The sequence below is a fragment of the Alkaliphilus pronyensis genome, from assembly GCF_009017275.1.
Lineage (GTDB): Bacteria > Bacillota > Clostridia > Peptostreptococcales > Natronincolaceae > Alkaliphilus_C > Alkaliphilus_C pronyensis.
On record NZ_WBZC01000004.1, the window covers coordinates 1 to 20,815 of the forward strand.

Consider the following 20,815-nt stretch of genomic DNA (forward strand, 5'->3'; position numbering starts at 1 on the left):
TTAACTTTTGACTCTTAACTTTTAATTATTAATTTTTCCATTTTCCATTTTTTATTTTCATTTCCCTTCTACCAATCTATGTTTGCATCTTCAACCATTTCTTCCATTTCATGGGTACGATCTCTAGTCATAAGATTTGTCACAGCATCTCTAGCATTGCTTCCCTCATACAAAACCTTATATATCTCCTCTGTAATAGGCATTTCAATACCATGCTTTAAGGATAACTGGTATGCAGCTTTTGTTGTGGTTACTCCTTCAACAACCATACCAATTTTTTTGAGGGTTTCTTCTAAAGTTTTTCCTTCACCAATCAGTATTCCTGCTCTTCTATTACGACTATGCATGCTTGTACAGGTTACAATTAAATCGCCTATTCCCGTAAGTCCTGCGAAGGTAGCTAGATTGGCCCCCATTTTTTTGCCCAATCTTGCAATTTCTCTAATACCCCGGGTCATTAAAGCAGCTTTTGCATTGTCGCCGAAGCCCAAGCCATCGGAGACACCAGCGCCAAAGGCAATAACGTTTTTTAGTGCTCCACCTAGCTCAACACCAATTAAATCTGGATTAGTATATACTCTAAAGCTCTTAGTAATAAAAACATCTTGAACCAGCTCTGCAATTTCTTTTTTTTCTGAAGCAACCGCTAAGGTGGTAGGCATATTTTTACATACCTCCTCTGCGTGTGAAGGTCCAGATAGAGCAGCAAATGGGTTACTAGGTAGTTCTTCCTTTATCACCTCAGATATTCTCATTAATGTATTCTGCTCTAAGCCTTTAGAAGCATTTATGATAATTTGATTTGGTCTAATGTAGTTTTTTGCAGATTTTATTACTTCTCTAATTACCTGTGAAGGTACTGTAAGCAAAACCAATTCTGTGTCGGTAACTGCTTTTTCTATATCTGTAAAAAGCTTTAAGCTATTTGGAATAAAAACCCCTGGTAAATACTTGGAGTTTTCATTAGTTGCTATTATTTTTTTTAACTGGGCCTCTTCCTTCATCCATAAATTAACCTGGTGCCCTTTTTTGTGTAATAAAAGACTCAAGGCTGTTCCCCAGCTTCCAGCCCCCAAAACAGTTATTTTACTGTTATTCAATTATAACCCTCCTTTTGTTTTAGAACCTGCTGATATTTTTCTTTCTGTACCATTAAGTAGTCTTTGTATATTACCACGATGTCTATATACAGCCATAATTGCTAAGGCTAAGCCAAATAAAAAGTATTGGGTTCCATGTATGATGAATACAAATGGTAATAAGCTAATGGCAGTTATCGATGCCAATGAAACATACTTAAATCGAAATAGGATTATAACACCTATAATAATACAAATTAGTGCTGATAGTGGCTGAACAAATAAGCCTACCCCTATGGAAGTAGCAATACCCTTTCCTCCTTTAAACCTTAAAACAAAGGGCCAATTATGACCTATAATAACTGCTATACCACATAACAGCATTAGGGTTACACCCCCATAGTATTTACCTAAAAATACTGCTATAACACCTTTAAGGCTATCCCCTAAAAATGCCCAGGCTCCTGCCTTCAAACCCAATGTTCGTAGTACATTAGTTGAGCCTGCGTTACCGCTACCATAATTACGAATATCTATATTGGCTGCTATTTTACCAACAAAATATGATGTAGAGAAATTACCCAGCAGATATGCAACCAGAATCCAAATCAAATAATTCACTTATTTCCCTCCTTTTTCTCGTTCTCTGAGTATAAATCGGATTGGGGTTCCCTCAAACCCATAGCTTTGTCGAATTTGGTTCTCTATATATCTTAGGTAAGAAAAATGCATTAATTCCTTGTCATTAACAAAAAGTATAAAGGTGGGTGGTTTAACAGCTGCCTGTGTAGCATAGAATATTTTTAATCTCTTGCCCTTGTCAGAAGGAGGCTGGTTTAGTAATACAGCTTCTCCTATTATCTCATTTAAGCCTCCAGTCGGTATTCTTAGTGCATTTTGATTAGCAACAAATTTTACTGTATCTAAAATTTTCTCCATTCTTTGACCAGACAAGGCAGAAACAAATAAAATTGGTGCATAATCTAAATATGCCAGTTCATTACGAACTGTTTTAGTAAACTCCTTCATTGTATTTGTTTCTTTTTGAATTATATCCCACTTGTTAATAACAATAACCATACCTTTGCCGTTTTCATGGCTATAGCCTGCTATTTTTTTATCCTGTTCAGTAACACCTTCAGTAGCATCAATTACCAAAAGACATACATCTGCTCTATCTACTGCTGTAAAGGACCTTATTACGCTGTATCTTTCAATATTTTCTTTAATTTTACTTTTTCTTCTCACTCCTGCTGTATCAATAAGCAGATATTTATCTTCTCCATCAGTAAAGGGAGTATCAATCGCATCTCTTGTGGTACCTGCAATATCACTTACTATTACCCTGTCTTCCCCTAATATATAGTTAATAATAGAGGATTTTCCTACGTTTGGTTTTCCTATAATAGCCACCTTAATCATTTCATCCTCTTCTTTATTTCCCTTATCATCTGGAAAATGTGCCACTACAGCATCTAATAGATCGCCTATATTTAAGGCTGAGGATGAAGATATTTCAATAGGCTCATTCATTCCCAGTTCAAAGAAGTCATAGTAATAGGGAGAATGCTCTAATGTATCAACCTTATTTATGGTTAGAATAACTGGCTTTTTGGCTTTTCTCAACATAGAGGCCACCTCTCTATCTGTTCCAGTTAATCCTTCTCTTCCATCTACTAAAAAAATTATTACATCTGCCGTTTCTATTGCAATTTCTGCCTGTCTTCGCATTTGGGCTAGAATAGTCTCTTTTGATTCAGGCTCTATTCCACCTGTATCAATAAGGGTAAATACATTATTCAACCACTCTGCCTCAGTATATATACGGTCTCTTGTTACTCCTGGATAATCTTCTACAATAGATATACGCTTTCCCGCAACTCTATTAAACAATGTTGATTTTCCAACATTGGGTCTTCCTACAATCGCAACTACTGGTTTTGCCATATAAACCCACTCCCAAAAAATAAATTCTTACTAGCTTAGTATTGCTTTTACAAATCCATTTCCATTAATAGGCGATATTTTAACTGGACAACCTAAAAAGCTTCCTAGCTCTTTTACTGTTATATCATCAAGAAAAATCTCTTCGCCTGACTTTAGCATGTTTTCACCTATTATAATCATATCTCCTAGTTCTATACCCTTTAATGCTTCAAAAATGTCTTTACCTGTCAAAAGTCCACTTACCGACACTTCTCCTCCAAAAAATTCATTTTTTACACACACCACATTTATTGTAATACTATTAACCTCTTCAGTTATTTCTTTACAGATGTTCCTCATAAACCTACATGCTAATTCTCCTGAAACCACTGTTATTTTTTTACCTCTAGCTGTTACATTATTACCCTTAATGGATGTTCTTATTTCCTCTTGAAATTTCACAGCCATTCCTACTCCATTTTCAAGCTGTGGAAAACCATCATAGCTGGCATAGTTAGGAAAATCAACCTCAGCCAATATATAAAACTCATCTGATAAATACACAAAATTTCTTTTAAGCCTTTTATAAAAATGTTTTTGCCAATCTTCAACCTGCTTAATTGTATCTAAAGCCATTTCTTTATTGAAGGGCTTAATCTCATACAGGGTATCTCTATACCTTGTAAGTCCTACGGGAACCACTGCAACGCTACCTATAGCATCCCCTAGTTCACCTAAATCCATAAGAGTTCTATCTAATTCGTTTTTGTCGTTAACTCCTGGGCAAAGAACAATTTGACAGTTCATTCTAATTTCATTATCTGCAAGCTTTTGTAATAGTTCTAGTATATTGTCGGCATATGGATTATTAAGGATTTTTTTTCTTAGATCACCCTTTGTTGTATGTACAGAGACATTTATTGGACTTATACGATATTTAATAATTCTATCAATATCTCTTTTCTTCATGTTAGTTAAGGTAATATAATTACCGTGTAAAAATGAGAGCCTTGAGTCATCGTCCTTAAAATATAGACTTTGTCTCATATTTGGTGGTAGCTGGTCTATAAAACAAAATATACACTTGTTTTGACAGCTTTTCATATGGGCTAAAATAGGATTGTCAAAATCTATACCCAAGTCCTCATCAAAATCCTTTTCTATTTCCAATATCCACTGTTGCCCATCGGGTTTTTCTATCTCAATTTCTAAATATTCATCTGCAATAAGATACTTATACTCTATTATATCTTCAATAGCCTGTCCATTTATACTAATAAGTAAATCTCCCTTTTCGACCCCTAGCTCCTCAGCTATACTAGCCTTTTCAACATAATTTATAAGGTTTTTAATATGAGCTTCCTTCAAAAAAACACCTACTTTAAATAATTATAATAAAATTATTTTATCACACCTTTGAGTATATTACATCAAGTAATAATATCATTTTAGCTTAGATATAGTCAATAAAAGTTAAGCCTGTAATGTATCCTTTACATTTTGCACCAACTCTGCATATAACCTGTAGTCTTTTCGTATACCATATGCAGTAATAGGTTTTCCAATGTACATAAGCTTTAGTTTTTTTGACATAAATCCTCCTACTCTTACTGGTAGATTTATTAAAGCAATTGAGTTAACTACATGTAGATGTTTTTTACTATGTATATTGCAATAAAGAGCATAATTATATATTAATTCTGTTAATTGTGTCCTACACGCTCCCATTCCCAAGACATAAATATCATTACTTTGATTATCTCTACCCATGTATAAGGGGATTCCAATACTACTATTAGTTATATAGTCATAATAGGGTATAGACATTATTTCCTTTATAAATGGTACTCTATCGGTGGGTAAAAGATTTAAATGTATGCTTGCGGCTACTATAGAGGTATGGGCACCACCATAGCAGCTATATATTATCTTCATAGTCTCCACTCCAGCATTCTCTTATTGATTGACCTATTAAGCTCTTTTTTGTTTATTCGATAAAAAAAGCTGTCGTATTTGCTTAAATTTATAATAATTATACTATGGTTAAATATAGTAGCTAACCCATTTAAAATATTTATTAATATTTTTATTTTGCAGGAGGATTTTATAATATAGACCTCGTTTAGCTTATGATCGATTCCCATAAAAAATAGCTTCATTGGCTCTATTGCCTTTGTTTTAATATGTTTATAATCCATCTTTAAATGAATATATGCAGCTAAAAGAGCTGCATAATCATTTTTCTTAAATACGTATATATACTTCATTCTGTCACCTAATGCCTAACAATGATGTATGCACCTATTTCAAGGTCATGCACCATACCTCTTGTTGTTTTAGCTATTAACAGTGCCACCCGCTCCCTTTGCTCTTCATTTGCTGCATAAAAAATTGGTGCCGATGAGCTACTAACAACATTTTTATCAATAGTTACTACTGCAATTACATTTCCCGTAATACCTATATCCATTATACTACCCCCTATTCCTTGTTACAAAGGCATCAACTGGCTTCCTTTTAGCCGATTCAAGAACAGGCGATCGTTTCACTACCTCAACTAATGAATCTGTATCAGATTTCATAGTAATTAATGCCATTACTACATTACCATTCTCAGGATTTCTTCTTGCAATAGGTGTAAAATCTGGCTCGTCTAAGTCCTTACGAATACCCAATTGTGTAGCAGCATTATGTTGTATAGACTGTCTTTGTCCTATATTAGCCAATATTGTTACTGCATATGGGTTTTTAGGTATAATTTCCACAGCTATTCCTGATTCTAAAAAGATTTTTCTTGAATCCTTAAGTCCTATATTCATAACTGGTACACCTGCTACAGTTAGTAAAGGTCCATCAAAGGTTATTTTTGCTGCCTTCACATGGGCAATATCTTCTATTGCCCTACCCTTTAGCATATTAGATAAAGCTAAGTATAATGCAGTTCCAAATATTACACCAAGCAAAATCTGTGTAATCCAATGGAATTTAAAATGTACTCCAAAATAAACTCCTATAGAACTAATTAAGGATGTTAGGATAGCAATATAGTTTCTTGCTTCAAAGGCTTTAGCTATATCTTCAATATAAGCTGTTCCTCTTGGAACTAGCTCAGTTACCTCAATGTTATCAAGGCTTTGTCTTTCCATATTTCTCACATCTCTAAACTGCTGTGCTGCTAAAGCTAAAAAGGTTACAGCTACAAATTCTTTTTCTATTATTGAAGGTAATGCCACAGCTCCAAGGGCCGAGGCAATAATACCAAGGGTAAAGTGGGATAAATAGGCTTGTGGATAAGTGGGATATTGCCTGTAATCCACCTTCATCATTAAAACTCTTGCCAATGTTCCCATAATTAATGAAGTTACAATTAATGTTAGATACTTATCCATTTAGACTATCTCCACCTTGCTATTTCTTTCTTCTTCCTAAAAAGCTTTTAAACTCATCTTTGAAATTAGATATTTTGGACTTCCACTCCTTACCACCACTGCTTAGAAACAGGAACAGTATACCACCACCACCTATTACAGCCAGTAATGCAGCTATGCCTGTACCAGAGCCAGCATTGCTTTCCTGCTGTGGCTTTGCTTGTTCTGTATCACCCTCTTGGTTGTCCTTAAAGGTACCACCAAATAAAGCAGTGGCTATGGCTTCAGATATATACTGGCTGGATTTTTCTGCTCTTTCTCTAGTATGCTCATAGGTACCCATTTCTAACAGCATTGCTTTGGGTGTTAGGTCTTGGTTATACCCCCCTCCTGCATAGAAGATGTCCTTAATCAATCCTGGATACATTTTATCTGCCACCGACTTTACCTTCCATGCCATTTCTTCATTTGCTTTAAAATTCTGATTTCTTCTACCCACAACTAGTCTTACCTTAGAAGCTGGTTCGCCATTTATATCAGCAAGATATGCCTCAGCTGGTACTGCATCCCTGTGTACATCAACTAAGGTATTAAGTCCATTATCCCTCATTAGCTGTACAGCTGTTCTTCTTGATCTTTTATAAGCACCTGCATCATGAGGTACATGGTTTGTGTTATCAAAAATTGCTTTTACACCATTATTCTGAAAACCTTTTTGTAGGCTTTCAGCAACCTTTAGAATTCCTCCTCCTCCTTCTTCACTTTCTGTTCCATCAGTTGGAACATAAGACTCTGCACTATGGCTACAATATATTCCTACCTTTCTATCCTCTTCATTAGCAACTAAGTTTTCTAATCCTATATTGTTTCTTAATGCAAAAACAATTTCTTCGTAGGCTACTTCATTTATCTCAGGTAATGTAACATCTTCAATGAACTCTGCATAAGCAGTTTTACTTGTTTCATTAACCCTTACCACCTTATACATTTTATTATCTTCACTTAGGTACTGATCTCCTTTAGTTACCTCTCTTGCTGTATCAAACAATTTATCTCCGTTTTTTACATTAAAAACCTTATAATAATCGCCGTAATCATGGTACCAATCGTCTCCATAGGACAGCTGAAGAGACATTGCTATAAGTATCATAGACAGTAGGCAAATAATTTTTTTATTTTTCATCTCTATCATCTCCTATTTTTTTGCTTTTATTATCTTCACTATTTTTGTTAGATTGGTCCTTTTCACCTAACCCACTAACAAAATGTCCTTTATCAAAGTGTAATCTTTTCTTTTCAGTTCCTCCTTGTAGTCTTTCACGGGTTTCTCCAACAATTTCTGCAATTAATACTGCCACTACTCCTGCTATTATAGTTGTGTCTGCACCACCTGCGCCACCGAATCTTGTAGGAGCAGGAACATTGTTTATGGTATTAATAATTAACTGTATTACATCACTTAAAATTACTCCACCGATGCCTGCAATAAATGCTGCCCTTCTAGATCTACCTATTATATAAGCAGTTAAACCAGCTAAAGCTGGATAAACATAGTTAGGATCAATCATTTGTGCCTCTGGATCTGCTGGTAAAACATATCTTTGAACCCCATATATAATGCCACCTGCTATTACAGCAGCAATAACAGCCCTAGTTTTTTCTTTGGTGGTTTCTGCCTTAACAAATAGATAAATAATTAACCCTAGGGGTATTATAAAGCCTGCAACATTTACAGATACGTTTTCTGTTATATTAATGTCTGGGATAAATATTGTAGATAATACTATGGCGAGAATAATTACTATAGCTGCTTTATCATTTAGACGAAGACGGTCTAATACTCTTTCTGCTAAACCCATAAATATTAGCACTGCAACTCCAATCAACAAAATCATTCCTATGGACATTGTTTACTCCTCCTTATTTAAAACTTAGGTTAACTCTAGGTTTCCCTTTGGTAGTTTAAAGTATACGGGAGGAAAAAATGAACAAAAAAAATCAAATTATTATTCTTGCTATAGAATACTAATTTGTTCTGTATTGCTGTATACCTATTATGTTTTTCTTATTTATTTTTATGTACCAACTAAAAATATTGTATAAAATAGCCAATCAAAAATACAAATGGGTTTAATATAAAATCATCTAACCCCTCCATTCTGATTATTGATTTCTCATTAAATACAACTGTAAATCTATGTTAATGGATTGTCAACCCTTTCTAAGCTTAGTTCAAAATAGTCTAACATGTTTTCAAACATTTCCTTTCTACCTTCATTCACAAAGCCTAGCTTTTTTAGCACATTTACCGATCGTTGATTTTGGGGATAAGCTAAAGCAATTAACTTTTTATAATCATAGTTGTTTTTAAAATACTCCAAATATCCTCTACCTATTTCTGTGGCATATCCTTTATTCCACTCTTTACTGTTGAGAGCATATAAATACTCGATACTATCAAGGCTTTTTATATAGTTTGCTCCTGCATGTCCAATAAGTTTTCCTGTCTCCTTACATATAACACCTAAAACACCGTAGCCTCTTTCCTTAAGATGATTTATAAAATAATCCATAAGCTTTTCAACTTCCTCGGGAGTTCTTCTCTTTCTATTACCTAACCAAATATAAACTTTATCATCACATAGCATATCACAGTAGTCATTAAAATCAAGAGGCTTAATTGGTCTTAAAATCAGTCTCTCAGTTTCTATCATTTGAGTTTTTTTCTCAATATGATTTAGGGGTGCCCATGCTTTTATTTTGGGTTCTCCCTCTTTATAGCACCAAATCCATCCATTTAGCTCTTTTTCCATTACTAGAACTTCTCCAACTTCAAGATTGAACTCTATTGCACAATAATCCTCTAAAATTGATCCCTTTTCCCCTTGCCTTTTGATTATTTGATGAGGTATCCAGCCTTCATTGTCTTCGGTTTTACATAATACCCAACCTCCCCAGTCACCATCATCAGATTCTTCTATACAAGCCACTTTTTGGTTTTTATTGACTGTAATAGGATTAGTAAATTCATTTCTTCTGTTCTTAACTACTCTATACTTAATCATAAGCTAAAACCACCTTCTTTTGTATATGTTCACCCTTTACTTTTCCAATAATTTAAACTTATCTCTGTTTCTCAACCATATTATTAACACCTAAACTAATTATTTGCATCTTCATCTTAAAGCTATTTATTGAATCATCAATTTTGCTTTCATCATCAATGGCTACCAGTATACAGTCCTTTAAAGAGGCAAATAATAGTTCAAAAACGCTTTTTCTAAGCTCTTTAGAATCTACTTTTAAAAGCAAATTATTCCAGCATTTCTCCAACATTGGGTGATGAAGAATTGAAATTATCATGGAGTTGTAAAATATTGATGTTGCCTTAGCACTCTTTATAATTTGCTTAAGTAATAATACTCTATTTGATTCCTCCTTATTTTTTAGTTTATTAATCTCACTGATAAACAGGGCTTCAATAAGATCATAAATGTTCAGTTGTGAACTGCTTACAATGGACTCCAGCTCGAAACGCCTTTGCTTTTGAGTTTCAGATATTAAAAAAGCTAGGGCTTCTTCTTTGTCTATAAAGTAATGATAAAAGCTACCCCTTGGTATGTCTGCTGAAGTGGCAATATTCTTAACAGATACTTCTTCAAGGGGTACACGTGAATACTCATCAAAAACAGCCTTATATACTCTCTTTTGCTTCTCTTTACTTAAATTAAAATAAGTTTCTGTTGGCATTTTTATCTATCCTTTTATTTACCTATATTTAGTCTTTATTTTATCATATAATTTGGGATTACGGGAAAAAGGACAAACACTAATACACACAGCGCATCCCATAGTGGCAGTAAAAGATACAAAGCACTTCTCTCTATTGTAGCATTCATATCTATCCTTTGTGTTTTCAGAATGGCTTGCTTGTGCAAACTCTGGCTTTTCATAGATTGCTTCAGCAGGACATGAACTAACACATTTACCACAACCCTTACAAAACTCTCCAATCCAATCGTGTTCAGTTGTATCTGTCTCCTCAAATATTTTTTCATCAATGAAAATCGGAGATATGCGGCATCGTGGTCCAAATTCTTTTGTTATAACCATTGCATGTCGACCTATTAGGCCTAAGCCTGCTTTTTCTGCAAGTGGCACATAATCAACTAAACCTCCTAATGGATGGTTAGCCATACCAATTATATTATATTTGTCTTTCAGCCACATTACAATATCATTTGTTGCAATTCCTAAAGAGTTGTAGGTTTTTTGAACTTCCATTCCAGCATCTATTTTAGGTGCCTTTTCGATGGGTTCCTTTTTCATTTCTTGAGCAAAAACTAGGGCGTACTTAAAGGGAATAGCTTTTCCTTCAAAAATATACTCCTTCGATACCTTTGTAAATCCAACAATTACCTTGTGTTTACTCCATGAGTATTGTAGCAAGTCATTCCAAATATCCTTATTAGGAAAGTTTTTAATCACATTTTCACTTGTGTGTGGAATCTCTTTACTATTTTCCAGTGAATATAAATAATCCTCCATATAGCTATAGTTCTTTTTAATATTAATCATCATACTAGGCATTATTTTTGCCATGTGGGTTACCAAGCGAATAGTACCTTTTATTCCTTTATTAGCAAACATTCTTTTCCCTCTATTTTTAACAGCACCAGGCTTTTTCTTGTATTCACTGGTTGTAAAATACTCAAAGCCCTCCATTACAGCATTATTGCTCCCAATCAGTATTTTTTCTGGGAATTTTTTTAGTCTTGCCAAAAACTTTATTTCTTCTTTGCTTGTCATGTTAAATCCCCCTGTCTAATGACACGTGTCATTGTTGTAGGAGTATTATATAATGACATGCGTCATTTTGTCAATTCATTTTTTATCAAACTCGGAGGCACTTATCTCCCGCTTAAGAAGTGGGAGTGTTAGTAACGCCGCTGAGATAAAGCTGGGTATGTTTTTGTTAAATAATTAAAGCAAGTAATTATTTTCCTCATTGGCTTGTTCTATAGTTCTAATTTCATATGATTTATATCCCAGTGCAATGAATGGGTCAGCCTCTGCAATTTCTATAGCTTCAATTTTATCTTCTGCTAGAAAAATAACCATACCACCTGGATAATCCGTAAAGGGTCCACAAAGCACAAGCTTATCCTGGGAATCTAAATCCTTTAAATACTCTACGTGACTATTTATAACTTCATTGTTTAATAGCTTTAGATTCTTCATTAAGTATACAAATGTCATTTATTATCCCTCCATTTAGTTTGCCTAATGCAAAATGAGTAAAAACAGCTTATTCTTCTTAACCCACATTAAATATCCTTATTATGTAAATTAGATACAAGAATTAGCATCCTAACAGTGGAATCTATCTTTCTATTCATAGCTTTTCTCCACGAGTTAGACAGTGGAAAACACATATTATCTTTAACTTTTTGCTCCATATCCCAAAATCCATCTTCTAATAAGTTTTTATAAATCCATTCAATTAAAAACTTGCATTTAGTTGAAATTAAACTATATTTACTTAATAACTCAAATGCACTTATATATCTGCTTGCTTGTTTTGAACAATAATTATCTGGTAGGCTTTTTAAGCTTTTATCATAAATATAATAGATGCCTTTTTCTGAATTAATAACATAATCTAGGTACTTAGACTCAGTGTCGCTAGATAAAAACTTCGATAATAGGGCTACAACGTAAAAGTTTTGAAATCCCCACATATGCTTTTCTTTTGGTGATTTATGCACTTCATAATAAGCTTCTTTATAATACTCCTTGTTGAATTTTTCTTTTGAAAATGCATAGGTTATTATACTTGCCCAATCTTTAGCTGTTTCTATTGCTAAGGCATTTGATGGGTCAATTATCAATACCCACGTTGAAACAAACAATCTAGTTAATAAATCCCAATCATGTTTTTTTTCCTTGTAATCCCTTAAATCCAGTTCTCCAAGTAAATATTTTTCCATGTAATTTAAGGCTTTTTTAATTGGCTCATCTTCTTTGTCTAAGCCCAATATAAGTAATCTTCTCATGGCCTGTTCTGTAGTTATGATTGACGTTGAAAACTGACTCATACTATGAAATTGGCCCCAAGAACCATCCTCCCACTGAAGACTTGTTATATTCTTTACCCATTTAGTTTCCATAATTTTGTTTTTAACTCTTATAAGTTCTTCATTATCTGTATCTAATTTCATTACATCACGCATTAGAAGATATTTGGGTATAGGGTCTATATTGGTTATTAGCAGTTCTTCTACTGTAACCACGTAGCTTCACTCCATTTACATTTAAGTTTCAGAAATACTCTGTTCCTATCCTTTTATTGTCTTTAAAAAATCTGTTTTTTCTTTTTCATTATTAAATAATGAAAACCATTCACAAACCTCTACTGCAAAATCAATAAAAGCTACCCCTTGTGCTGTTATAATATTCCTATCTGTTAAAGCTCTTTTGTTTTCAAAATTATTTCTTGGAAAAGGATCATCTTCATTAAACTGTGCTTTATGTTCATCTGTCCATTCAATAATTGATGTCGTATATTTTTTATCCTTCAAAACTCCCGCTTTAGCCAAAAATCTTGGGCCTGCACAGATGGCAGCTAAAAGCTTATTTCTATCGTTTAACTCTTTTATCAAATCCATTAGCTCAACTCTTATTTCTCCATTCCATCCACCAGTTATTATCAGACCTTCTATCTCATCATTTACTAATATGTCTTTAACTAGCATTAATGGCTTGTACAACATCCCACACCTGCTTTTAATTATCTTATCTTCAAAAGCTACAGGTATTATTTCTTTCTCGGTATTTGTACCCAATAAATGTGTTAAAAAGGTAATTTCAAAGTCTGCCATATCATCATAAATAAATACCAGTATTTTTTTCACAATTATCCCCTCATTTCAATATATTTTTCAAATAACTTAGCAACAACCCTTTATTAAAAATTCTTGGTGTTTTACAGCCTATCGGGCTTTTTCTTAGTTTCCAGTAATACTAGAGCATCATTAAGCTTAGTGCTATCAGTCACTCTTAACCAAATCCATTTCCCATCATGATATTGCCTTGTATTGTTTACTAATTCTAATGTCTTCTTACTTATTTTGTTTTTTACTAAATTGAAGCCTTCTAACTCTTTCCTACCAAAAGTAAATAGAATAGTAAAAGCCCTTCTTTCAGGATGAATTGATATAATTGTTCGTCTACCTTTTTTATACTGTAGCTCCCAACCATAATTCTTACCACCATATTTAATATATTTTTCCAGATTGTAACTGCTTTCGATATTACCAATTAGCTTATCCCACAGCTCTATAACTTGACTCAGTTCAATGAACTTTCTCATAATATCTTCTGTTGGCTTAATTCTTTCATTAAGCATTCGAGAGTATTGACCTTGTAGCTTTATCTGTTCATTTAATCTTTTTATGTTTTCATAGGGCTTTATACAGCCATGATACTCATTTCTTTTAATTTTTTCTTGGGCCTCTTCTTGAATGCTTTCTAACCTTACTGCTCTTTCTTCAAGTTTCTCACAAATAAAATCATCACACTGGGAACAGTTTTCATATCCACGTTTTATTACACAGGGTCTAACCGGACAACCATCGTCAATTAGATTAGCGGTTAAGCAATCTGAACTAATGCATCCCTCGCAATAAATATCATCTGGTTCTATTCTAAAACCAAAAAACTTAAACCAACCATCACTCAACAATTGTCTTTTATCTTCTTTTTCAATATTTTCTTTATAGGCTAGACATAAGTCGCACCTATAGCCGCACCTAGTTAATATCTCTTTTCCCATTCTCTAAAGCTCCCCCCCCTTTAATACATTAAGACTAATAAATAATGTTTGCTACAACGTTATGAATATCACTTAATTAAATATTGGTTTCTACAATAAAGCGTTAAACCCTTGCGATTGCAGCGTATAAGTTAGAAGTTAGAAGTTGGAAGTTAGAAGCTTGAGATAATATAAAAACTCTCACCTCTAGCCTCTTGCATCCTGCCTCTAAGTTGCGTAAAAGTGCTAGGATTTTGAAGTAACAAAGAAAATTGGGCTTTTTCATCAGTCTAAACCCAACGTTTGAGTTGGGCTTATTATTTAGTATGTGTCTTTATCTATTTAATTGGAATTATTACTGTAAATTCTGTTCCTTTACCTACTTCGCTATTAACCTTTATCCTTCCGTTAAATGCTATAACAATATGCTTTACAATTGCTAAGCCCAGCCCTGTACCACCTAGCTTTTTGCTTCTAGCCTTATCTACCCTGTAGAAGCGTTCAAACAATCTAGGAAGTTCATTTTTGGGTATACCTAAGCCTGTATCTCTTACTACTATAACTACATTTTTATATTTTTTATATGCATTTATGTAAACTTTTCCACCCTGGGGAGTATATTTAATGGCATTGTCTAATAAATTAATTAACATTTGCTTAAACCAATCTCTATTTCCATATATCTGTGGTAAGCTACCTTCTATCTCTGTGTTGATTACAATTTCTTTGTCATTTGCTATAGGTTTTATAATTTCAATTACTTCATTTATTGCCTCTGTAGTATAAATTTCTTGTCTAATATTATTTGTTGTGCTTTCAATTTCTGATAGGCTTAAGATATCATCTATAAGTCTTGATAATCTCTCTGTTTCTATATCAATTATATCAAGAAAACGCATTTTAGTTTCTTCATCATCTATGGCATCTGACTTAAGGGTTTCTACAAAGCCACTTATTGAGGTTAAGGGTGTTTTTAGCTCGTGGGAAACATTAGCAACAAAATCCGAACGCATTTTTTCTAGTTTTCTTATCTCTGTTACATCCTCTAATAAAGTAACTATACCTATCACTCTAGTAGGATCATCTTCTAGCCTAATTAAGTTGGTGTATATTTTTAATATTCTTTCCTTTGGTTCATATATTGCAATTTCCAATTGTGTGTTTTGATGATTCTCAAACAAATCCTTTATTCTTTCCTCTAAAGCATTATTTCTAATTACTTCTAATATGTGTTTTCCAATTGCCTCCTCTGCCTTTACTTCAAACAATCTTTCAGCAGCAGGATTTATTAGAATAATGCGATGCGTATTATCTACAGCTATAATAGGGTTTATAATACTGATTAACAGTGCTTTAAACTTAGTATTATTATCAGATAGTTTATCAATAGTTGTTTTTAATATATCAGCCATATTGTTAAAATTATTTGCCAATAACCCTATTTCATCATCAGAGGTTACGTCAACTCTTCGATTAAAGTCACCTTCAGCAATTTTCCTCGACACATCAGTCATTTCATAAATAGGCTTCATCAAACGTTTAATAAACCTATATGCTAATATAAGGGACGCAAATAAACCAAATAAAACTGATATACCAATATAGTAATAAAGCTTACTGTTAATAACGTTTATTTGCTGTAGGGTAATAGCAAGCCTTATAACCTTAATTTGAAAGATATCAATATTAACTGGTAGTGCTATGTATAGCATCTCTTCATTAATGGTAGTGCTATATCTTACAGACTTCCCAATTTCTCCTTGGTAAACAGCTAACACTTCTGGTCTATTATAATGATTTTCTATTGTCCTCATGTCAGCTACTGAATCTGCCAACACTTCTCCTTTTTCATCTATAATGGTTATTCTAGCGTTAATTCTTTTACCATAGTCTATAATCATTTTCTGAAGATCGTTAATTGTTAGGGAATCTCCCTTATCCATAATTACTTTTTCTAGTAATAGACCGTTGGAGATCAGCCTATTCTCCAGCTCATCCACGTAATTTGTTCGAATTAAAGTAAGATTTAAAAAACCAGATAAAAGTATCCCTAATAGAATTATTATAAAGAATGCAGCAAGTATTTTTTTTTGCATAGTAGCACCTACTTTATTTTGTATCCTACACCTCTAATGGTTTCAATATATTCTCCTGATTCATCATCTCCAATTTTCTTTCTTAGATGTCTAATATGTACATCTACTGTTCTTGTTTCTCCAAAATATTCGTATCCCCAAACCTCATCAAGTAAAAGATTTCTTGACAATACCTTTCCTCTATTTTCGATTAGTATTTTCAATAACTCAAACTCCTTTAGAGTTAGGTCTACAACCTTTCCTTTTATCATAACCACATGCTTTTCTGTATCCATTTCTAAGTCCTTGACCCTTAGTACTTTACTATTTTTTATTCTAGGTGTATCTTCTATTCGTCTTAGAACTGCCTTTATTCTAGCCAACAACTCCCTTACACTGAAGGGCTTAGTTAAATAATCATCAGCTCCAAGCTCTAGTCCTAGAATACGATCTGTCTCTTCGCCTCTAGCAGTCAGCATAATTATTGGAAGCTTATCTAATCCATCTATCCTACGGATTTTCTTGCAAACCTCTAGTCCGTCCATTCCAGGAAGCATTAAATCTAAAACAACTAAATCTACTTCTTGGCTACTAAGAAATTCAATACATTTTTCCCCATCGTCACTGGTGTATACCTCGAAACCGTTTTTTTCTAAATTAAACTTAATTAATTCAAGTATATGCTCTTCATCATCAACCACTAAAATTTTTCGTTGACCCATGTGATAACCTCCCTACCTAAACTAGCTCAATAATAGATGCCATTCGGCCTGTATATTTACCTTCCTTTCTATGGGAATAAAACAGCTGTAAATTACAGCCTGTGCAAATATTACTCGTTATTATATTTCTATTCAATACTCCAATTTCCTTTAATGCTAATCTATTTGCCATCCATAAATCTAGCATATACTTACCTTTATCCTTTGATACAACAAAGTTTGAAGTGTCTGTAAAGTTTATGTTAAATCTTTCAATTACCTCATGACTAACTTCATAGCAGCACTTACCTATTGAAGGTCCAATTATTACTATTACATTTTCTGGTTTAGTATTATATGTTTCAATCATTTTAGCTATAGTTTTCTTTCCAATTTTTAATACTGTTCCCCTCCAGCCTGCATGGGCAAGTCCTACAACCTTTTCCTTTGTATCTACAAAAAAAAGTGGTACACAATCTGCATAAAAGCTCATAAGTGGTATACCAGCTTGTTTTGTTATTAACCCATCAATTTTTTTAATGTCACTAATTAAACTAAATCTATCTTTTATGTCTGCATCTGTTACTATCCTTATGCTATCTTCATGTACTTGATCTGTCGTTACAACTCTATTAATATTTATACCTGTTGCTTCACAAAATCTCTTGGTATTTTCAATTACATTCAGTGGATCATCAGCAGTTTTTCGCCCTAGGTTCATGGAGTGATATGTCTCTGTACTAACTCCACCAACTCTCGTGCTAAAACCATGCTTAATAAAGCCTAGCTTTTCAAAGGCATCAAAAGAGAGATATTTTACATTGTTTTTTTCTATAATTCTATAGGTCAATTTATAGCCTCCATTCTTAGAAGGTTTTTTAGTTTTGATTTTTCATTTTCAATTTTTAGTTTTTCTTTATCTTTAGTTTTTGTCTTTAGTCTTCATTTTCAATTTTCCATTTTCAATTTTCCATTTAATCTTTTATCTCTTAATCTTTTAACTTTTCACTCTTAATTCTTAACTCTTAACTCTTAATTCTTAACTTTTCACTTTTAATTTATGTTGCCTATTACTTATTCCTTACTCCCTATTACTTATTACTTATTCCTTATTACTTGCTTTTATGGTTTTCCATTTTCAATTTTTAATTTTCCTTATCATGGTTTTTCCTTTAGCAGCTTTCTTAATTCATCCATAAAGGTATTTATGTCTTTAAATTCACGATAAACAGAGGCAAATCTAACATATGCCACTTCATCTAATTCCTTTAATTTATCCATAACCAATTGACCTATTAACTCTGTAGTTACTTCTTTTTCCATTGAGTTGTGAAGCTGTTTTTCTATTTCTTCTACAACACTGTCTATTTGGTTTATAGAAATTGGCCTTTTTTCGCAGGCTCTAATTATTCCATTTAATATTTTGTTTCTGTTAAAGGCCTCTCTATTACCACCTTTTTTTACTATTATTAATGGAATCTCCTCCACTTTTTCATAGGTGGTAAATCTCTTGCCACAGGAAATGCACTCTCTTCTTCTTCGTATGGCCTGTCCCTCTTCTGTCGGGCGAGAATCAACAACCTTTGAATCATGAAAAGCACAAAATGGACAATTCATTCTATCCCTCCATTTATTCTTATGTCATTATTTGCTTCCATTATAATATACACAATAGGTCTTGTCTAACTCTTTTTAACCTAGACCCTTATGCTATAGAGCTTCTTCCTTATTACTTCTCTGAATAAACTCAGGCTCAAGTACTGCTTTTTTCCCATCCTCTTGACTTTTATAGGGTTCAATGCTGTTTTTAAGTTCAATAAGAATAACGTCATCGCCAATTTTTTTTATTTGATTCCAGCTTATCTCGTAATCCTGTTCTTTTCCGAATAATCCCATAAATTTCCCCTCACCAGGTATAATTATTGCATTTATTTTTCCCTTTAATAGGTCTATTTCTAAATCTACTATCATCCCAATTCTCTTACCATCGGATATATTTATTACTTCTTTTTGTGTTAATTCTGATGCCCTAAGCATTTTTATCCCTCCTATTTTGTTAACTATACTCCTTTGATATATATTATAAACTTGTCTCTTCTATACATATTTATCGCTTTTGTATGGTTTTTATTCCAAAAATACAACTCCTAATTAAAAAAGGAATTTGACTATGCCAAATTCCTGAAAATTATTGATCTATATATATTTCTTCATATGCTTTAAGGCTGTTTTTTCTAACCTTGACACCTGTGCTTGAGAGATACCTATTTCATCTGCTACCTCCATTTGAGTTCTGCCTTCAAAAAACCTCAAGGATAAAATTAGCTTTTCTCTGTCATTAAGTCTTCTCATTGCTTCGCTTAAGGCAATACCGTCTATCCACGTTTCATCTTCACTTTTTTCATCACTAACCTGATCCATAACAAATATTGCATCTCCACTATCATGATATATTGGCTCAAATAAAGAAACGGGGTCTTGTATTGCATCTAAGGCAAAAACTATATCCTCCCTTGCAACATTCAGTTGTTCGGCTATCTCTGTAATTGTAGGCTCTTTACCATTTTTATTAACCAACTGATCTCTAATTTGAAGTGCTTTATAGGCAGTGTCCCTTAATGATCTACTTACCCTAATTGAGTTATTATCCCGTAAATATCTTCTTATCTCTCCAATTATCATTGGTACAGCATAAGTAGAAAACCTTACATTTTGTGTAAGATCAAAATTATCTATAGCCTTTATTAAGCCTATGCAACCTACCTGAAACAAATCATCAACATGCTCTCCTCTATTATTGAAGCGCTGGATAACACTTAAAACCAGTCTTAGGTTTCCTTGTATGAATTCTTCCCTGGCACTGTTATCCCCATTATTGATTCTATCAAATAGTTTTCGCATCTGAACATTTGTCAATACTGGTAATTCTGATGTGTTAACTCCGCAAATTTCTACTTTGTTTATATGCATTGTTCATATTCAGTCCTTTCAACTTGAATTACCCCTTTCATATTAAATTATTGACTGAAGAAAAAATTTTATACGATTTCTAAAAAGAACTATCAAAAAAACAAAAAAGCATCTATATAATAGATGACTTTTTTAAACTAATCTGTTTATTTCTTTTTTTAGTCTAACTATAATTCTCTTCTCAAGTCTTGATATATATGATTGAGATATTCCTAAAATATCAGCAACCTCTTTTTGGGTTCTTTCTTTACCTGTAAATAATCCAAAGCGTAATTCCATTATTTTCTTTTCTCTCTTTGTTAATCTGTCTAAAGCTATTTTAAGTAACTCTTTATCTACCTCTTCCTCTAAGAACTTATATATAATATCATTATCTGTGCCTAATATATCTGATAATAAAAGCTCATTACCATCCCAGTCAATATTTAAGGGCTCATCAAATGAAACCTCCATTCTTATTTTGTTATTTCTTCTTAAATACATAAGTATTTCATTTTCTATACATCTAGAGGCATAGGTTGCAAGTTTAATATTTTTATCTGGATTAAAGGTATTAACTGCTTTAATTAATCCTATGGTACCAATAGATATGAGGTCTTCTACTCCAACCCCTGTATTTTCAAATTTTCTAGCAATATACACCACAAGCCTTAAGTTTCGTTCAATTAGAATTGTACGTACAGTGCTTTCATCATCCTTAAGCTTAGAAATCAAAAAGCTTTCTTCATCATTAGATAAAGGAGGAGGTAGGGCCTCACTACCACCAATATAGTAAATACCTTCTTCGGTATATATTCTAAATTTTTTTATTATTTTAATATAATAAAAGCGTAAAATTAGTCTAGTTTTTATCAATAGATTTTTCAATTCCTTGACCTCCTAT

General features: G+C 33.0%; 24 protein-coding genes. All 24 read right to left on the minus strand.

Annotated features, from left to right (window positions below; genetic code table 11):
- Positions 1 to 68: 68 nt before the first annotated feature.
- The 24 genes from F8154_RS01290 to sigE all read right to left on the minus strand — a co-directional run bounded on the left by F8154_RS01290 (position 69) and on the right by sigE (position 20,799).
- Positions 69 to 1,100, minus strand: coding sequence for an NAD(P)H-dependent glycerol-3-phosphate dehydrogenase (locus tag F8154_RS01290; protein ID WP_151859782.1), 1,032 nt, complete (start codon positions 1,098 to 1,100; stop codon positions 69 to 71).
- A complete protein-coding gene (gene plsY / locus F8154_RS01295) occupies positions 1,101 to 1,700 on the minus strand; it encodes a glycerol-3-phosphate 1-O-acyltransferase PlsY (RefSeq protein ID WP_151859783.1) in 600 nt (199 codons plus the stop codon).
- A complete protein-coding gene (gene der, locus F8154_RS01300) occupies positions 1,701 to 3,026 on the minus strand; it encodes a ribosome biogenesis GTPase Der (protein WP_151859784.1) in 1,326 nt (441 codons plus the stop codon).
- A 30-nt stretch (positions 3,027 to 3,056) separates the two neighbouring features.
- Positions 3,057 to 4,373 carry a DUF512 domain-containing protein gene (locus tag F8154_RS01305; protein WP_151859785.1) on the minus strand — a complete coding sequence of 439 codons (1,317 nt, stop codon included), beginning with the start codon at positions 4,371 to 4,373 and terminating at the stop codon, positions 3,057 to 3,059.
- Between the two features lie 105 nt (positions 4,374 to 4,478).
- Positions 4,479 to 4,940: a DUF3189 family protein gene (locus F8154_RS01310; protein WP_151859786.1), complete on the minus strand. Its 462-nt coding sequence runs from the start codon at positions 4,938 to 4,940 to the stop codon at positions 4,479 to 4,481.
- Complete coding sequence (locus F8154_RS01315) at positions 4,937 to 5,272, minus strand: DUF3189 family protein (RefSeq protein ID WP_151859787.1); 336 nt, start codon at positions 5,270 to 5,272, stop codon at positions 4,937 to 4,939. Before F8154_RS01315 ends, F8154_RS01310 begins: the two co-directional genes overlap by 4 nt.
- A gap of 8 nt (positions 5,273 to 5,280) precedes the next feature.
- Positions 5,281 to 5,475, minus strand: coding sequence for a capping complex subunit for YIEGIA (locus F8154_RS01320; RefSeq protein ID WP_151859788.1), 195 nt, complete (start codon positions 5,473 to 5,475; stop codon positions 5,281 to 5,283).
- A 4-nt stretch (positions 5,476 to 5,479) separates the two neighbouring features.
- A complete protein-coding gene (locus tag F8154_RS01325; protein WP_151859789.1) occupies positions 5,480 to 6,394 on the minus strand; it encodes a YIEGIA family protein in 915 nt (304 codons plus the stop codon).
- 19 nt (positions 6,395 to 6,413) lie between these two features.
- Positions 6,414 to 7,556, minus strand: coding sequence for a stage II sporulation protein P (spoIIP, locus tag F8154_RS01330; RefSeq protein WP_151859790.1), 1,143 nt, complete (start codon positions 7,554 to 7,556; stop codon positions 6,414 to 6,416).
- Positions 7,546 to 8,280, minus strand: coding sequence for a DUF1614 domain-containing protein (locus tag F8154_RS01335; protein ID WP_151859791.1), 735 nt, complete (start codon positions 8,278 to 8,280; stop codon positions 7,546 to 7,548). Before F8154_RS01335 ends, spoIIP begins: the two co-directional genes overlap by 11 nt.
- A 288-nt stretch (positions 8,281 to 8,568) precedes the next feature.
- A complete protein-coding gene (locus tag F8154_RS01340) occupies positions 8,569 to 9,438 on the minus strand; it encodes a GNAT family N-acetyltransferase (RefSeq protein ID WP_151859792.1) in 870 nt (289 codons plus the stop codon).
- Between the two features lie 58 nt (positions 9,439 to 9,496).
- Entirely contained in the window at positions 9,497 to 10,123 is a 627-nt protein-coding gene (locus F8154_RS01345) for a TetR/AcrR family transcriptional regulator (protein ID WP_151859793.1), read from the minus strand.
- A gap of 18 nt (positions 10,124 to 10,141) precedes the next feature.
- Positions 10,142 to 11,182, minus strand: a complete 1,041-nt coding sequence (locus F8154_RS01350) for a 4Fe-4S double cluster binding domain-containing protein (RefSeq protein ID WP_151859794.1) — start codon at positions 11,180 to 11,182, stop codon at positions 10,142 to 10,144.
- Between the two features lie 174 nt (positions 11,183 to 11,356).
- A complete protein-coding gene (locus F8154_RS01355) occupies positions 11,357 to 11,632 on the minus strand; it encodes a YciI family protein (RefSeq protein ID WP_151859795.1) in 276 nt (91 codons plus the stop codon).
- 68 nt (positions 11,633 to 11,700) lie between these two features.
- Complete coding sequence (locus tag F8154_RS01360; protein ID WP_151859796.1) at positions 11,701 to 12,666, minus strand: hypothetical protein; 966 nt, start codon at positions 12,664 to 12,666, stop codon at positions 11,701 to 11,703.
- A gap of 45 nt (positions 12,667 to 12,711) precedes the next feature.
- Positions 12,712 to 13,287: a DJ-1/PfpI family protein gene (locus tag F8154_RS01365; RefSeq protein WP_151859797.1), complete on the minus strand. Its 576-nt coding sequence runs from the start codon at positions 13,285 to 13,287 to the stop codon at positions 12,712 to 12,714.
- A gap of 71 nt (positions 13,288 to 13,358) precedes the next feature.
- Positions 13,359 to 14,207 carry a DUF3788 family protein gene (locus F8154_RS01370; RefSeq protein ID WP_151859798.1) on the minus strand — a complete coding sequence of 283 codons (849 nt, stop codon included), beginning with the start codon at positions 14,205 to 14,207 and terminating at the stop codon, positions 13,359 to 13,361.
- Positions 14,208 to 14,524: 317 nt separating this feature from the next.
- On the minus strand, positions 14,525 to 16,282 hold the full coding sequence (pnpS, locus tag F8154_RS01375) for a two-component system histidine kinase PnpS (RefSeq protein ID WP_151859799.1): 1,758 nt from the start codon (positions 16,280 to 16,282) through the stop codon (positions 14,525 to 14,527).
- Positions 16,283 to 16,290: 8 nt separating this feature from the next.
- Entirely contained in the window at positions 16,291 to 16,983 is a 693-nt protein-coding gene (locus tag F8154_RS01380) for a response regulator transcription factor (protein ID WP_151859800.1), read from the minus strand.
- A 16-nt stretch (positions 16,984 to 16,999) separates the two neighbouring features.
- Positions 17,000 to 17,812, minus strand: a complete 813-nt coding sequence (gene pgeF / locus F8154_RS01385; protein ID WP_151859801.1) for a peptidoglycan editing factor PgeF — start codon at positions 17,810 to 17,812, stop codon at positions 17,000 to 17,002.
- Positions 17,813 to 18,120: 308 nt separating this feature from the next.
- Positions 18,121 to 18,579, minus strand: coding sequence for a transcriptional regulator NrdR (gene nrdR / locus F8154_RS01390; protein ID WP_151859802.1), 459 nt, complete (start codon positions 18,577 to 18,579; stop codon positions 18,121 to 18,123).
- Between the two features lie 93 nt (positions 18,580 to 18,672).
- Positions 18,673 to 18,999: a YlmC/YmxH family sporulation protein gene (locus tag F8154_RS01395; RefSeq protein ID WP_151859803.1), complete on the minus strand. Its 327-nt coding sequence runs from the start codon at positions 18,997 to 18,999 to the stop codon at positions 18,673 to 18,675.
- A 159-nt stretch (positions 19,000 to 19,158) separates the two neighbouring features.
- Positions 19,159 to 19,932: an RNA polymerase sporulation sigma factor SigG gene (gene sigG, locus F8154_RS01400; RefSeq protein WP_151859804.1), complete on the minus strand. Its 774-nt coding sequence runs from the start codon at positions 19,930 to 19,932 to the stop codon at positions 19,159 to 19,161.
- A gap of 132 nt (positions 19,933 to 20,064) precedes the next feature.
- Positions 20,065 to 20,799: an RNA polymerase sporulation sigma factor SigE gene (gene sigE, locus F8154_RS01405; RefSeq protein ID WP_192930104.1), complete on the minus strand. Its 735-nt coding sequence runs from the start codon at positions 20,797 to 20,799 to the stop codon at positions 20,065 to 20,067.
- Positions 20,800 to 20,815 lie beyond the last annotated feature (16 nt).